This is a genomic window from Nocardioides panacisoli (assembly GCF_019448235.1).
GTDB lineage: Bacteria > Actinomycetota > Actinomycetes > Propionibacteriales > Nocardioidaceae > Nocardioides > Nocardioides panacisoli_A.
The window spans coordinates 1,299,793-1,314,534 of the sequence record NZ_CP080409.1 but is presented as its reverse complement, the minus strand read 5'-3'; the positions used below and the strand labels follow the sequence as shown (position 1 = coordinate 1,314,534).

Here is a 14,742-nt window from a genome sequence, read left to right as displayed (position 1 = left end):
GGCAGGCTGTCGCCATGGAACTGCGCGTCTTCACCGAGCCCCAGCAGGGCGCGACGTACGACGACCTGCTGGCCGTCGCCCGCACTGCCGAGGAGTTGGGTTTCGGGGCCTTCTTCCGGTCCGACCACTACCTGCAGATGGGCGGAGACGGCCTGCCCGGCCCGACCGACGCGTGGACCACGCTGGCCGGCCTCGCACGCGACACCAGCACGATCCGGCTCGGCACGCTGATGACCAGCGCCACCTTCCGCCACCCCGGCGTGCTCGCCATCCAGGCCGCCGGCGTGGACCAGATGAGCGGCGGACGGGTCGAGTTCGGCATCGGTGCCGGCTGGTTCACCGAGGAGCACACCGCCTACGGCATCCCGTTCCCGGACACCAAGGAGCGCTTCGACCGCTACGCCGAGCAGCTCGAGGTCATCACCGGGCTGTGGGGCACGACGGCGGGGGAGACCTACTCCTTCCACGGCGAACACTACGACCTCACCGACTCCCCGGCACTGCCCAAGCCGACCCAGGACGGCGGTCACCGAGGTGGCCCGCCGGTACTCATCGGCGGCAAGGGGCCACGCCGTACGCCGGCCCTCGCGGCCCGCTACGCCGACGAGTTCAACCTGCCCTTCGTCGACGAGGACTTCACCGCCGCGCAGTTCGGCCGCGTCCGCGCCGCGTGCGAGGAGATCGACCGCGACCCCGACGACCTGACCTGGTCCAACGCCCTCGTGCTCTGCGTGGGCTCCGACGAGGACGAGCTCGCCCGCCGCGCCGCCGCGATCGGCCGGGACGTCGCCGAACTGCGGGAGAACGGGTTCGCCGGCACGCCCGAGGAGGTCATCGACAAGGCCGGGCGGTTCGCCGCCCTCGGCACCGAGCGGCTGTACCTGCAGGTGCTCGACCTGGGCGACCTGGATCACCTCCGGCAGGTCGCGGCCGACGTCATGCCCCATGTCTGATGCGAAGGGATAGCCTGCACCCATGAACGCGCCCCACGCCCCCTTCGGCACCGTGCTGACTGCCATGGCCACGCCGTTCAAGTCCGACGGGACCCTGGACCTGGAGTCCGCACAGCGGGTCGCGCGTCACCTGATCGACCACGGCCACGACGGCATCGTCGTCTCCGGCACCACGGGTGAGTCGGCGACCACGACCAAGGAGCAGGACGGCGAGCTGCTCGCCGCCATCAAGGACGAGGTCAAGGACGACGCCGTCATCGTCGCCGGCATCGGCACCAACGACACCAGCACCTCGACCTGGCTCGCCCAGCAGGCCAAGAAGGTCGGCGCCGACGGCGTGCTGCTGGTGACGCCGTACTACAACAAGCCCGGCCAGCGCGGCATCCTCACCCACTTCCGCCACGCGGTCGACGCCGCCGAGCTGCCGGTGATGCTCTACGACATCCCCGGCCGCACCGGCAGCCAGATCGCGCTCGAGTCCTACCTCGAGATGTCCTCGTGGGAGCAGGTCCTCGCGGTCAAGGACGCCGTGGGCAACTATGCCCGCGGCATCCGGATCGCTGAGCTCGGCTTCGCCATCTACTCCGGGGACGACATCGCCAACCTCGGCTGGCTCGCCCACGGCGCCTCCGGCTTCGTGTCGGTGTGTGGCCACGTGGTCGGCGACCGTCTCCGGGCCATGTACGACGCCTTCCACCACGGCGACCCGCGCTCCGCGCTGGACATCTACACCTCGATGCTGCCCGCCATCGACGCCATCATGGGGCCCGACAACTACGGCGCCACGACCGCCAAGGCATCCCTGCAGCTCCTCGGCGTGCTGGACAACCGTCGCGTGCGGCCGCCGCTGGTCGAGCTCGACGAGGCCGAGGTCGCCGTCCTGCGGGCAGGGCTGGACGCCGCCGGCGTCCTGTGACCCACGACCGCACCCCTTCCCACCCCTGATCCGAGGAGACTCTTGAGTCACCCCCACCCCGACCTGACCGCGCCACCGGAGCTGCCCAAGGGCGGACTCCGCGTCATCCCCCTGGGTGGCCTGGGCGAGGTCGGTCGCAACATGACCGTGTTCGAGTACGACGGCCGCCTGCTCGTCGTCGACTGCGGCGTCCTCTTCCCCGACGACCACCAGCCCGGCGTGGACCTGATCCTGCCGGACTTCTCCGCGATCCGGGACCGCCTCGACGCGATCGAGGCCCTGGTGCTGACGCACGGCCACGAGGACCACATCGGCGCGGTGCCCTACCTGCTGCGCGAGCGGGAGAACATCCCGCTGGTCGGCTCCGAGCTCACCCTGGCCCTGGTGGGCAGCAAGCTGCGCGAGCACCGGCTCAAGCAGACCGTGCAGCACCAGGTCGCCGAGGGCGACACCATCGACTTCGGGCCGTTCCAGCTCGAGTTCGTCGCCGTCAACCACTCGATCCCCGACGCCCTCGCGGTCGCGATCCGCACCGGCGCCGGCACCGTGCTGCACACCGGTGACTTCAAGATGGACCAGTTGCCGCTCGACGGCCGGATCACCGACCTGCGCGCCTTCGCCCGACTGGGGGAGGAGGGGGTCGACCTCTTCCTGGTCGACTCCACCAACGCCGAGGTCCCCGGGTTCACGACCGCTGAGAAGAACATCGGGCCCGTGCTGGAGCAGGTGTTCCGCGAGTCCGACCAACGGATCATCGTGGCCTGCTTCGCCTCCCACGTGCACCGTGTCCAGCAGGCGCTGGACGCCGCGGTCAAGCACGACCGCAAGGTCGCCTACGTCGGCCGCTCCATGGTGCGCAACATGGGCATCGCCCGCGACCTCGGCCACCTCACCGTCCCCCCGGACGTGATGGTCGACGCCAAGGAGCTCGCCGAGCTGCCGCCGGAGAAGCAGGTGCTGATCTCCACCGGCTCCCAGGGGGAGCCGCTGAGTGCGCTCTCGCGCATCGCCCAGCGCAACCACAACTTCGTGCACCTCGAGGAGGGCGACACCGTCGTCCTCGCCTCCAGCCTGATCCCGGGCAACGAGAACGCCGTCTACCGCGTCATCAACGGCCTCGCCCGCTGGGGCGCCCGCGTGGTGCACAAGGCCAACGCGCTCGTCCACGTCAGCGGCCACGCCAGCGCCGGCGAGCTCCTCTACTGCTACAACATCGTCCAGCCGCGCAACGTGCTGCCGGTCCACGGCGAGATGCGGCACATGCTCGCCAACGCCGACATCGCCAGGGCCACCGGCGTGGAGAATGTCGTCATCGCCGAGGACGGTGTGGTGGTGGACCTGGTCGACGGCGTGGCATCGGTGACCGGCAAGGTCGACTGCGGCTACGTGTTCGTCGACGGCCAGACCGTCGGTGACGTCACCGAGTCCGAGCTCAAGGACCGTCGCATCCTCGGCGAGGAGGGGTTCATCTCGGTGATCGTGGTGATCGACTCCGTGGCCGGCAAGGTCTCGGCAGGCCCCGAGATCCACGCCCGCGGCCACGCCTGGGAGGACTCGGACTTCCACGAGATCACCCAGCCGATCATCGATGCGGTCAACCGCTCCATCAACGAGGGCAACACCGACACCTACCAGCTGCAGCAGACCATCCGGCGCACCATCGGCCGCTGGGTCAACAAGACCCACAAGCGCCGCCCGATGATCATCCCGGTGGTCGTGGAAGCCTGATGTTCGTGCCGCGGTGACGCCGCGCGTCGCGACGAGCCCTTCCGTCGCAGAGCACCTGCGCCACGCACGGCGCGACGGATCGGGGAAGCGGATGGTGGCGCGCCGCGCGCGTCTCCGGCGATGCTCCACGGGCTCGTCGCGCCGCACGTCGCCACCGCGGCGGGCGCTCACCTCGACTCCCGCGGCCGACACGCACCTGTGATCCATGGGACTGGTGTGACTTCTGAGTAGGGTCCTCACCATGGCGACCCGTACGTCTTCCCCGCCGCGGTCGCGCAACAAGTCGAGTCAGTCCAAGAAGAAGGGCTCGACGAGTTCGCGGTCGCGGAGTACGTCCCAGAACCGGTCCCGCAAGCCGCGCAGCACCGCGGCCCGGCGACCGGCCCCTCGTGCTGTCCGCAACGGCCCCGGCCCGATCGCGACGGTGTTCCAGGCCCTTGCGCGCGGCATCGCCGCGGTCTGGCTCGGCCTGGCGCACGGCATCGGCGCCATGGCGCGCGGGATCGGCCAGAGCGCGAGGGAGATCGAGCCCGAGCAGCGCCGTGACGGCGCCGGGCTCCTGCTGATCGCACTGGCGGTCGTGGTCGCCGCCGCGGTGTGGTTCCAGGTGCCGGGTGGCTTCATGGACTTCATGCGTGCCGCGACCTCGGGCACGGTCGGCAAGATCGGGTGGCTGGTGCCACTGCTGGTCCTGCTCGCTGCCTGGCGGGTCATGCGCGACCCGGTGCAGAACGGCCCCGCCGGACGGCAGGTCATCGGCTGGGCGTCGTTCGCCTTCGGCATCCTCGGGATCGTCCACATCGCCAACGGCAGCCCCGAGCCCGTGGCCGGCGACACCACGCCGCTGCGCGAGGGCGGCGGCGCCGTCGGGTACGTCGTCTCCGCGCTCCTGCTGGACCTCCTGCGGACGCCGTTCGTGGTGGTGCCCCTGTTGGTGCTGCTGGCCTGCTTCGGCGTGCTCGTCATCACGGCGACGCCGGTCTACCGCGTGCCCGAGCGACTGCGCGACCTGCGTGACTCGGTGTTCGGCCTGCACCCCGCCGACGCCGACGGCGAGGACACCCAGCCGATCGGCCGGGGCAAGCGCCACGCCGGCGACATCGACCCCGAGATGGGCGACCCCGCCTACGACACCCCGGTCGTGGCGGAGCCGAAGAAGAAGCGGCGCCGCAAGAAGGACGGCGACCCCGACGCCACCGAGGAGAGCGCAGTCGTCAACAAGGCCGCCGGCGACGAGGCCCCCGCGGCTGCGTCCTCGAAGGCGGTCGAGCCGGAGACCGGCGAGATCGAGCCGCCGCCGCACGCGGACCTGCCCCAGCGCGTGGAGCAGCTCGCCCTGGCCGGCGACGTCACCTACACGCTGCCCGCGGGCGACGTGCTCAAGCCGGGCACGCCCCACCGGGCGCGCTCCAAGGCCAGCGACGAGGTCGTCAACCGCCTCACGCAGGTGCTCGACGAGTTCGGGATCGACGCCGAGGTCATCGGCTACACCCGCGGTCCGACCGTGACGCGCTACGAGATCGGGCTCGGCGCGGGCGTGAAGGTCGAGAAGATCACCAACATCCAGAAGAACATCGCCTACGCGGTGGCCTCCTCCGACGTGCGCATCCTCAGCCCGATCCCGGGCAAGTCCGCGGTCGGTGTGGAGATCCCCAACACCGACAAGGAGATCGTCTCGCTGGGTGACGTGCTGCGCTCCAACGGCGCCCGCAGCGCCCACCACCCGCTGGTCACCGGACTGGGCAAGGATGTCGAGGGCGGCTTCGTGGTCACGAACCTGTCCAAGATGCCCCACCTGCTGGTCGCCGGTGCGACCGGCTCGGGCAAGTCGAGCTTCATCAACTCCATGATCACCTCGGTGCTGATGCGGGCCACGCCCGATGAGGTGCGGATGATCATGGTCGACCCCAAGCGGGTGGAGCTCAACGCCTACGAGGGCGTGCCGCACCTGATCACGCCGATCATCACCAACCCGAAGAAGGCAGCCGATGCGCTGCAGTGGGTCGTGCGCGAGATGGACATGCGCTACGACGACCTGGCGCACTTCGGGTTCCGCCACCTGGACGACTTCAACAAGGCCGTCCGTGCCGGCACGATCGAGACGCCCCCGGGCAGCGAGCGCGTGCTGCAGCCCTACCCGTACCTGCTGGTCATCGTCGACGAGCTGGCCGACCTGATGATGGTCGCCCCGCGTGACGTCGAGGACGCGGTCGTCCGCATCACCCAGCTGGCGCGTGCCGCCGGCATCCACCTGGTGCTCGCGACCCAGCGTCCCTCGGTCGACGTCGTCACCGGCCTGATCAAGGCCAACGTGCCCTCGCGGCTCGCCTTCGCGACCTCCAGCCTCGCCGACAGCCGGGTCATCCTCGACCAGCCGGGAGCCGAGAAGCTGGTCGGCCAGGGTGACGGACTCTTCCTCCCGATGGGGGAGTCGAAGACGATCCGTGTGCAGGGTGCCTGGGTCACCGAGGCCGAGATCGCCCAGGTCGTCAAGCACTGCAAGGGTCAGCTGGACCCGGTCTACCGCGAGGACGTCACCGCGCCCGCGCAGAGCAACAAGGTGCTCGACGACGACATCGGCGACGACATGGACCTGGTGGTGCAAGCCATCGAGCTCGTGGTCTCCACGCAGTTCGGGTCGACCTCGATGCTGCAGCGCAAGCTCCGCGTCGGCTTCGCCAAGGCCGGGCGGTTGATGGACATCCTCGAGAGCCGCGGCGTGGTCGGGCCGAGCGAGGGTTCGAAGGCACGAGACGTCCTCGTCAAGCCCGACGAGGTCGATGGCGTCATCGCGACGATCCAAGGGGAGGGGTGAGCACCGGTGCACACGACAGAGACCGAGGCCGAGCAGGGCGAGGGTGTGGAGACCGGTGCGACCGCACCGGAGACGATCGAGGTACGCCGCAATGCCGGGCTGTCCGGCGTACTGGTCCTCGCGGCCGGTGCGCTGGCGGTGGCCTTCGGGCTGCGCGCCGTCGACGGCGGCGGCATGCTCGCCTGGGCGCTGTTCGGCGTGATGGCGCTGGTGGGCGTGGTGCACCTCGCAGGCCTGCTGGACAGCCGTGCCCCGCTGCTGGTCGCCGACGACCAGGGCGTGCGGCTGCGTGAGGGCAGCGCTTGGCACGGCATCGGCTGGCGCGACGTCGAGTGCCTGGAGTACCTCCCGCGGCGTGGCCTGCGTGATGGCCACCTGCTCCTCCTGGGTCCCGACCGCGACCAGCTGCTCGTGCCACTGACGCTGGCGACGCGGGTCGGCGGCGCCGATGCCGACTCGCTCAGTGACGAGCTCGCGGGCATGGCCGACGGCCAGGCCGACGTCGTCGAGGTCGTGCCCGGCCTGGACGAGGACGAGCGTGACGACCACGACGACGGCTCCGACGGACCCGGTGGCGACACCGGTGGTGCGCCTGCGGCGTCCCGGGACGAGGACACCCGCTTCATGCCCGAGCTCCGCGAGGGCGACCAGCACTGGAGTGACCTGACCGCGGACGTGCCGCGGCTGCCCACGCCGCGCGAGGGCGTGACCGTCGTGACGACCGAGAGCTCGCTGGCCGGCCAGACCGCGCCGTTGGCCGACCGGGGCCGCCGGGCCGTGGACCGGGTCAGCTCCCTGCTGCACCGTGCCCTCCCGCACGCCCCGCGCACCGACGGCGCCACGGCCCTCGACCACGACCCGGTCACCGAGACGCTGCCGGAGTACGAGGAGCTCACCCGCACCGTCGTGGCCGAGGAAGTCGACGTGGAGGAGGTCGATGTCGACGAGGAGGAGACCCACGTCTTCGGCGTCCGGGTCCTCGGCGCCCCCGCGGCGGACGAGACCGCGCACACCGAGGTGATCGCCCCGGCCACCGCTGCCCAGGACGCGGTCATCGGTGGTGAGCTGCGGCGCGCCCGCGAACGCCTCCGGCTCGGCATCGACCAGCTCTCCGAGCGCACCCGCATCCGCCCCCACGTGCTGGAGGCCATGGAGGCCGACGACTTCGCCGCGTGCGGTGGCGACTTCTACGCCCGCGGCCACCTGCGCACCATCAGCCGCGTCCTCGGCCTGGAGTCGGCTCCGCTCGTGGCGGCGTACGACGAGACCCACGCCGACGCGCCCATCGACCCCAAGCGGGTGTTCGAGTCCGAGCTCGCCACCGGTGCCGGCGGTGCCATCCGCGGCACCCGCGGTGGTCGCAACTGGTCGGTGCTCATCGCGGCCGTCATGGGCGCGGTGCTCATCTGGTCGGTGGCCAGTCTGGTCATGGACGACCCGGCCCCGGTCGGTGACGCGCCCGTGCTCAACCAGAGCGGTGGCATCACCAACCAGGCGCCGGCGGCCGAGGCCGTCCCGGTCACGCTCACCGCAGTCGGCGGCGGCGCCAAGTTGGTCGTGCGCGACGGTGGCGGCGAGATCGTCTTCGACGGCCGACTCGCGTTCGGCCAGAGCACGCAGCTCGACGTGGCACCGCCGGTGCGGATCTCGAGCTCCGACGGCTCGGTGACCGCCTCGCTGGACGGCGCGGAGGCCTCGCGGCTGGGTGAGACCGGCGAGAACGTGACGAAGACCCTCGTCCCGTAGCGCCACCCGATTTCGTCGCCCAGCCCGTCCACGCGCCATACTCATGGACAGCCATGACCACCTCCATCCCATCCGACCGCTCCGCCGAGCCGCTCTCCGTGGCCCTGCTGACGCTGGGTTGTGCCCGCAACGACGTCGACTCCGAGGAGATGGCCGGACGACTGGCCGCCGACGGGTTCCGGCTGGTCGAGGACGCCAGCGAGGCCGACACCGTGGTCGTCAACACCTGCGGCTTCGTCGAGGCGGCCAAGAAGGACTCCATCGACACCGTCCTGGAAGCCGCTGACCTCAAGGACTCGGCCGGCAACGGCGGCCGGGCCCAGGCCGTGGTCGCCGTCGGTTGCCTCGCCGAGCGCTACGGTAGCGAGCTCGCCGACTCCCTGCCCGAGGCCGACGCGGTCCTGGGTTTCGACGACTACGACGACATCGCCGGACGCCTGCGGTCGATCGTGTCCGGCGAGCGCCCACACCCGCACACGCCGCAGGACCGTCGCAAGCTGCTCCCGATCAGTCCCGCGGAGCGGCCCGCCGCGGCCGCCCCGACGAGCGCGGCGCGTACCCGGCTCGACAGCGGGCCGATGGCGCCGCTGAAGCTCGCCAGCGGCTGCGACCGCCGGTGCACGTTCTGCGCGATCCCGATGTTCCGGGGGTCCTTCGTGAGCCGGCGCCCCTCCGACGTCATCACCGAGGCCCGGTGGCTGGCCGACGAGGGCGCGCGCGAGCTGTTCCTGGTCTCGGAGAACTCCTCCTCCTACGGCAAGGACCTCGGCGACATCCGGCTGCTGGAGACGCTGCTGCCCGAGTTGGCGGCCGTGGACGGCATCGCGCGGGTGCGGGTCTCCTACCTGCAGCCGGCGGAGACCCGCCCCGGCCTGGTGGAGCGCATCGCGACGACGCCGGGAGTGGCGCCGTACTTCGACCTGTCCTTCCAGCACGCCGCGCCGACGGTGCTGCGCCGGATGCGTCGCTTCGGTGACCCCGAGAGCTTCCTCGGCCTGCTGGAGCAGGTACGCCGCTACGCCCCCGAGGCGGGCGTGCGCTCCAACGTGATCGTCGGGTTCCCCGGGGAGACCGAGGAGGACCTGCAGACGCTGTGCGACTTCCTGGTCGCCGCGCGGATGGATGTGACGGGTGTGTTCGGCTACTCCGACGAGGACGGCACCGAGGCGGCGGGCTTCGACGGCAAGCACGACGAGGAGGAGATCGCGGCGCGGGTGCGCCACGTCACCGACCTCGTCGGCGAGCTCAACAACGCCCGCGCCGAGGAACGCATCGGCACCACGGTGGAGGTGCTGGTCGAGGACCTCGAGCCCGAGGACCACCCGGCCAGTGCCGTCGAGGGCCGCGCTGCCCACCAGGGGCCCGAGGTCGACGGCACCACCGTGGTCACCGGCGCCGAGAGGGCGCGCGTGGGTGACATCGTGACCGCGACGGTGACCGACCACGACGGGGTCGACCTGATCGCCGCAGCGGGAGGATCCGCATGACCGAGGCCACGCCGGCACCGCCGAGCAACTGGAACCTGCCCAACGCGCTCACCACGCTGCGCATCGTCATGGTGCCGTTCTTCGGGTGGGCGCTGCTGGTCGACGGTGGCGAGTCGATCCTGTGGCGCTGCGTGGCGTTCGCGCTCTTCGCCGCCGCGATGATCACCGACAAGATCGACGGTGACCTGGCCCGCGCCCGAGGCCTGGTCACCGACTTCGGCAAGATCGCCGACCCGATCGCGGACAAGGCCATCACCGGCATGGCCTTCATCGGCCTCTCGATCGTCGAGGCCACCTGGTGGTGGTGGGCGATCACCGCCGTCGTGCTCTTCCGCGAGTGGAGCGTGACCCTGCTGCGGCTGTCGATCCTGAAGAAGGTCGTCGTGCCCGCCGACAAGCTGGGCAAGTGGAAGACCACCGCACAGGGAGGCGCGCTCGGTGCCCTCTGCCTGCCGCTGCTGGACCCGGACCTGCCGTCGGGGCTCCAGACGCCCTTCGAGGTCTGGTACTACCTCGCGCTCGTGCTGTTGGCCGTCGCGGTCGCGCTCACGATGGTCTCGGGCTACCAGTTCTTCAAGGGCGTGTGGGACCAGCGCCACGAGTTGCGCGCACCGGCCGACGACGCCGCACGCTGATGCACGGGACCGGCGCCGCCGAGGCTGCCGAGGAGTGGGCGCGACTGCTGCCCGTGCTCCGCGAGCGGCAGGCCACCGTCGCGACCGCGGAGTCGCTGACCGGCGGACAGCTGGCCGCAGCCCTGACCTCCGTGCCCGGGGCGTCGGCCGCCTTCGCCGGCGGCGTGGTCAGCTACGCGACGGCCGTGAAGGTGTCGCTGCTCGGGGTTCCCGAGGAGCTCGTCGCCGAGCACGGCGTGGTCTCGGCGGCCTGCGCCCGCGCGATGGCGAGCGGGGTCCGCGAGCTCGTCGGGACGTCGTACGGCGTCGCCACCACGGGGGTCGCGGGACCGGAGCAGCAGGAGGGGCACCCGGTCGGCACGGTGTTCGTCGCCGTGGCCGACGCGGACGCCACGGAGGTCCGACAGTTGGCCCTGACCGGCGATCGTGCGGCGATCCAGGCGCGGGCGCTCGTGGCGGCAGTGTCGGAGCTGGCAGCGATGATGGGGACGGAGTGACCCACCCTCGCCCGGAAGTTATCCGACTCCGGTAGCGTTGGTCCCAGCGAGATGAGAGGAGACCGGCATGGCGCTGTTCCGCACCCAGTTGGGTGACGTCCTGCGTGAGCGTCGCGCAGAGCTCGGTCTCACCCTGCGTGAGGTCTCCAAGGAGGCCCAGGTCAGCCTCGGCTACATCTCCGAGATCGAGCGCGGGCAGAAGGAGGCCTCCTCCGAGCTCCTCGGCTCGCTGTGCGTGGCGCTCGACGTCCCGTTGTCGCAGGTCCTGCGCGACGTGGCGGACGCGATCGCGGTCGTCGAGAGCGCCTCGGTCGAGCCGGTGCCCACGCCGATCGGTGCTCGTCGCACCGACGACGTCGTCGCGTCCGCGGCCTGAGTCCCAACCGCTGCGAAGCGGTCGGGATCGCCCCGGTCTTGGACCGGTTGCGCACGATGGAGGCATGAGTTCGCGCTCCCACCGCCCCCGCCGCTCGCCGTCGATCGTGGCACTGGGTCTCGTCGGCGCCCTCGCCGCCGCCTGCGCTGCCGACACCGCCGGTCTCACCAGTGGTGCCGACGTGGCGGACCGACCGTTCGTGATGGAAGAGGTCGACGAGTTCGCCGAGCCGTGGGCGATGGCCTTCCTGCCCGACAGCGGCGACCTCCTGATCAGCGAGCGGGGCGGCACCCTGCACCTGCGGGATGCCGAGACGGGCGACCGCGTCGAGGTGGACGGCGTACCCGACGTCGTGGACGCCGGCCAGGGCGGCCTGGGTGACGTCCAGCCGGGTCCCGACTTCGCCGAGGACCGTCAGGTGTACCTGAGCTGGGTCGAGGAGGGGGACGGTGGATCGGGTGCCGTCGTGGGTCGCGGACGCCTGGCGACCTCCGGGGGCGAGGCGTCGTTGGAGGACCTCGAGGTCATCTGGCGCCAGACCCCGAAGACGTCGGGCAACGGCCACTTCGGGCACCGCATCGAGTTCGACCCCGAGGGCAAGCACCTGTACGTGACCTCGGGTGAACGTCAGATGCAGGACCCGGCGCAGGACACCTCCAACACGCTGGGGTCGATCGTGCGTCTCACCCTCGACGGCGACCCGGCGCCGGGCAATCCGCTGGCCGAGGAGGGCGGTCCGACGGCGGAGATCTGGACGTGGGGCCACCGCAACCCGCTGGGGCTGGACTTCGCGCCGGACGGACGGCTGTGGTCCTCGGAGATGGGGCCCGAGGGTGGCGACGAGCTGAACCTGATCGAGCGCGGTGAGAACTACGGCTGGCCGGAGGCTTCCGACGGCAGCAACTACGGGGGCGGCGAGATCCCCGACCACGAGGAGGGCGACGGGTACGCCGCTCCCGCTGTCTCCTGGAACCCGAGCATCTCGCCGGGCAACCTGCTCGTCTACGGCGGGGACCTGTTCCCGGAATGGCAGGGGGATGCGTTGCTGGGTGGCCTGTCCGGGCAGGCCCTGGTCCGTGTCGACCTCGACGGCGCCACGGCGGGGGACACCGAGACCTTCGACCTGGGTGAGCGCATCCGCGCGGTCGAGGAGGGCCCCGACGGTGCGATCTGGCTGCTCGAGGACGAGGGCGCGGGCCGGCTGCTGCGACTGACCCCGAGCTGACGGGGACCGTCGCCGACTCCGTCGGCTAGGTCGGTGGTCGGGCCACCGTGATGCGGCGGGAGGAATCCTGTGGCGGCGGTCTGCGTCGTCGGTGGAGGATCCACTCGCTCGCACCGAGGTGGTGCAGCTCGAAGCGGTCGTCGTGGGCAGCGCGGTGGTGGTGCCAGCACAGGGGGAGTGCGTTGGCCAGGTCGGTGGTGCCGCCGTCGCCCCAGGCGTGGGGGTGGTGGACCTCGGTCCAGGCGAAGGGCCGGTCGCAGGTGGCGATCGCGCACGAGTCGTGGGTGAGCGCGAGCGCCTGGCGCTGCTTGTCGGTGTGGAGCCTGGTGGTCCGTCCGAGGTCGAGCGGGGTGGACCCGGTGCCGAGGACGGCGGGGACGAGGCCGGCCTCGCACGCGAGTCGTCGGGCGTCGGAGGCGGTGAGGTCGGCGCCTGAGGTCATCGTGGCCACGCCGGCGTCGACGAGGTCCGAGCGCAGGGTGTCGAGGTCGACGGTGACGAGCAGGTTGACCGCGGAGCGGGGGAGACGGTCGGTGGGGAGGTGCTCGATGAGTTCGCACAGCGCGATCCCGAGACGGTCGGCCCAGCCGAGTTCGCTGCCGGGCCCGCCGATGGTGTCGTCGTAGCGCGCCGTGCCGCGGTGGTCGTGGCCGTAGCGGCGCGGCGTGCAGAGGCTGTGCAGCACGGTCTGGAGGAGTTGGCCGTGACGCTCGGGGAGGGTGAACCGGCCGACGTAGCGGCCGTCGCCACGGTCGTGCAGCGTGAGCCAGGTGTCGTTCTCCCCGGTGCGCTCGCTGCGGCGCACCGAGGCGGTGAGGTGGCGTCGGTGCAACTCGGTGTCGATGGTGCGGTAGATGCGGCGCCCGACCCGGCGGAGCTGGGGCGCGGTCATGGGCGCTCCCGAACGGTTGGCCTCACCGGTGGCCTTGCCGATCAGCAGCTCCTGGGCCGCCTCGCGTTGCGCCGGCGTGGCCTCGTCCTCGGTCGCGGCCAGCACGTCGACGATGGTGCGGGCCTGCTCGAGCCTGATCGACCCCTCGGCCAGGGCGGCGACGGTGGTCGGATAGGTCTCCTCGAGTCGCTGCGCCAACAACAGGCCGCCCTTGAGCATCTCCCGACGCGTCCCCGTCAACCGCGCCAACCACGCATCCGTGCCCGTGTCCGCCGCCGCCTCGGCCACCCGCCGCCGGTCCGCCTCCGCAGCGAGCTCGAGCTGCCAGGCCTGCACCTGCGACTCCAACCGCGCCAATGAGGCCACCGAGTCGGCGAGCTCGTGATCGCTGAGCCGGCTCACCTGCGCAGCGGCGCCGGCCATGACCTGGCGCCGCGCCGCGCCGACCCGGTCCAGCACCTCGGTGCTGGTCGGTAGGTCGGCTGCGATGCCCATGGATGAATTCAAGCAGGCACCACCGACATCGAGTCCGGCTCCACACCGGTCCCGGACCCCCGCGTGGGAAGGATCCTCAGGCGCGGGTGATGGCCTCCAGACGGGCGATGCGCTCGGCCATCGGCGGGTGGGTGGAGAACATCTGCTTCAGGTCCTGCGCCCGGAAGGGGTTCGCGATCATCGCGTGGCTGGCGTTCTGCAGCTGTGGCGTGGGGCGCAGCGGCGCCGCGCGGGTGCCCTGCTCGAGCTTGCGCAGCGCCGAGGCCAGGGCCAGCGGGTCGCCGGTGAGAGCGGCGCCGTCCTGGTCGGCGTCGTACTCGCGGGTGCGGGAGATCGCGAACTGGATCACCGATGCCGCGAACGGTGCCAGCAGGGCCATGGCGATCATCGCCAGCGGGTTGGGGGAGTCCTCGTCGTTGCCGCCGAAGAGCGAGGAGAAGGCCAGGAACTGGCCGATGGAGCTGATGATGCCGGCGATCGCCGCGGCGACCGAGGAGGTCAGGATGTCGCGGTTGTAGACGTGCATCAGCTCGTGGCCGAGCACGCCACGCAGCTCACGCTCGTCGAGCAGCTCCAGGATGCCGACCGTGCAGCACACCGCGGCGTTCTCCGGGTTGCGTCCGGTCGCGAAGGCGTTCGGCGCCTGAGTGGGCGACACGTAGAGCCGCGGCATCGGCTTGTCGGCGCGGGCGGAGAGCTCCCGCACGATGCGGTACATCGCCGGGGCCTGCTGCTCGGTCACCGGCTGCGCGCCCATGGCGCGGATCGCCAGCTTGTCGGAGTTCCAGTAGCTGTAGGCAGTGGTGCCGACACCGATCAGCGCGAAGATCCAGATGAAGGCGCTGTTGCCGGTGCCGGCGGCGATCACGCCGCCGACCGCCAGCAGCAGCGCGAAGATCGCGCCGAAGAGGCCGGCCGTCTTGAGTCCATTGAAGTGGCGGTGCACATCTGGTCAACGAACTGCGCCGGGACCCGGT

12 protein-coding genes are annotated in these 14,742 nt (G+C 71.4%); 10 read left to right on the top strand and 2 right to left on the bottom strand.

Annotated features, from left to right (window positions below; genetic code table 11):
* Window positions 1–14: 14 nt before the first annotated feature.
* From KUV85_RS06465 to KUV85_RS06420, 10 genes are all read left to right on the top strand, one after another.
* On the top strand, window positions 15–953 hold the full coding sequence (locus KUV85_RS06465; protein WP_219962389.1) for an LLM class F420-dependent oxidoreductase: 939 nt from the start codon (window positions 15–17) through the stop codon (window positions 951–953).
* A gap of 22 nt (window positions 954–975) precedes the next feature.
* Window positions 976–1,869, top strand: coding sequence for a 4-hydroxy-tetrahydrodipicolinate synthase (dapA, locus tag KUV85_RS06460; protein ID WP_219962388.1), 894 nt, complete (start codon window positions 976–978; stop codon window positions 1,867–1,869).
* Window positions 1,870–1,911: 42 nt separating this feature from the next.
* On the top strand, window positions 1,912–3,597 hold the full coding sequence (locus KUV85_RS06455) for a ribonuclease J (protein WP_237690219.1): 1,686 nt from the start codon (window positions 1,912–1,914) through the stop codon (window positions 3,595–3,597).
* 241 nt (window positions 3,598–3,838) lie between these two features.
* Window positions 3,839–6,412: a DNA translocase FtsK gene (locus tag KUV85_RS06450; RefSeq protein ID WP_219962387.1), complete on the top strand. Its 2,574-nt coding sequence runs from the start codon at window positions 3,839–3,841 to the stop codon at window positions 6,410–6,412.
* A gap of 6 nt (window positions 6,413–6,418) precedes the next feature.
* Window positions 6,419–8,158, top strand: coding sequence for a helix-turn-helix domain-containing protein (locus tag KUV85_RS06445; protein WP_219962386.1), 1,740 nt, complete (start codon window positions 6,419–6,421; stop codon window positions 8,156–8,158).
* A 53-nt stretch (window positions 8,159–8,211) separates the two neighbouring features.
* Complete coding sequence (gene rimO, locus KUV85_RS06440) at window positions 8,212–9,645, top strand: 30S ribosomal protein S12 methylthiotransferase RimO (protein ID WP_219962385.1); 1,434 nt, start codon at window positions 8,212–8,214, stop codon at window positions 9,643–9,645.
* Window positions 9,642–10,280: a CDP-diacylglycerol--glycerol-3-phosphate 3-phosphatidyltransferase gene (gene pgsA, locus KUV85_RS06435; protein WP_219962384.1), complete on the top strand. Its 639-nt coding sequence runs from the start codon at window positions 9,642–9,644 to the stop codon at window positions 10,278–10,280. The genes rimO and pgsA overlap by 4 nt, the downstream gene beginning before the upstream one ends.
* Entirely contained in the window at window positions 10,280–10,777 is a 498-nt protein-coding gene (locus tag KUV85_RS06430; RefSeq protein WP_219962383.1) for a CinA family protein, read from the top strand. Before pgsA ends, KUV85_RS06430 begins: the two co-directional genes overlap by 1 nt.
* A 67-nt stretch (window positions 10,778–10,844) precedes the next feature.
* Window positions 10,845–11,153 carry a helix-turn-helix domain-containing protein gene (locus KUV85_RS06425; RefSeq protein ID WP_219962382.1) on the top strand — a complete coding sequence of 103 codons (309 nt, stop codon included), beginning with the start codon at window positions 10,845–10,847 and terminating at the stop codon, window positions 11,151–11,153.
* Between the two features lie 64 nt (window positions 11,154–11,217).
* Window positions 11,218–12,378, top strand: coding sequence for a PQQ-dependent sugar dehydrogenase (locus KUV85_RS06420; RefSeq protein WP_219962381.1), 1,161 nt, complete (start codon window positions 11,218–11,220; stop codon window positions 12,376–12,378).
* A gap of 25 nt (window positions 12,379–12,403) precedes the next feature.
* Here the strand turns inward: KUV85_RS06420 and KUV85_RS06415 are convergent, their stop codons facing one another.
* Window positions 12,404–13,765, bottom strand: coding sequence for an HNH endonuclease signature motif containing protein (locus tag KUV85_RS06415; RefSeq protein WP_219962380.1), 1,362 nt, complete (start codon window positions 13,763–13,765; stop codon window positions 12,404–12,406).
* A 76-nt stretch (window positions 13,766–13,841) separates the two neighbouring features.
* Window positions 13,842–14,711, bottom strand: a complete 870-nt coding sequence (gene htpX, locus KUV85_RS06410) for a zinc metalloprotease HtpX (protein ID WP_219962379.1) — start codon at window positions 14,709–14,711, stop codon at window positions 13,842–13,844.
* Window positions 14,712–14,742 lie beyond the last annotated feature (31 nt).

Coding starts and splice junctions, on each gene's coding strand:
- pgsA (WP_219962384.1), top strand. CDS start 9,642: ATGACCGAGGCCACGCCGGCACCGCCGAGCAACTGGAACCTGCCCAAC.
- KUV85_RS06465 (WP_219962389.1), top strand. CDS start 15: ATGGAACTGCGCGTCTTCACCGAGCCCCAGCAGGGCGCGACGTACGAC.
- dapA (WP_219962388.1), top strand. CDS start 976: ATGAACGCGCCCCACGCCCCCTTCGGCACCGTGCTGACTGCCATGGCC.
- KUV85_RS06430 (WP_219962383.1), top strand. CDS start 10,280: ATGCACGGGACCGGCGCCGCCGAGGCTGCCGAGGAGTGGGCGCGACTG.
- KUV85_RS06420 (WP_219962381.1), top strand. CDS start 11,218: ATGAGTTCGCGCTCCCACCGCCCCCGCCGCTCGCCGTCGATCGTGGCA.
- rimO (WP_219962385.1), top strand. CDS start 8,212: ATGACCACCTCCATCCCATCCGACCGCTCCGCCGAGCCGCTCTCCGTG.
- KUV85_RS06425 (WP_219962382.1), top strand. CDS start 10,845: ATGGCGCTGTTCCGCACCCAGTTGGGTGACGTCCTGCGTGAGCGTCGC.
- KUV85_RS06450 (WP_219962387.1), top strand. CDS start 3,839: ATGGCGACCCGTACGTCTTCCCCGCCGCGGTCGCGCAACAAGTCGAGT.
- KUV85_RS06415 (WP_219962380.1), bottom strand. CDS start 13,765: ATGGGCATCGCAGCCGACCTACCGACCAGCACCGAGGTGCTGGACCGG.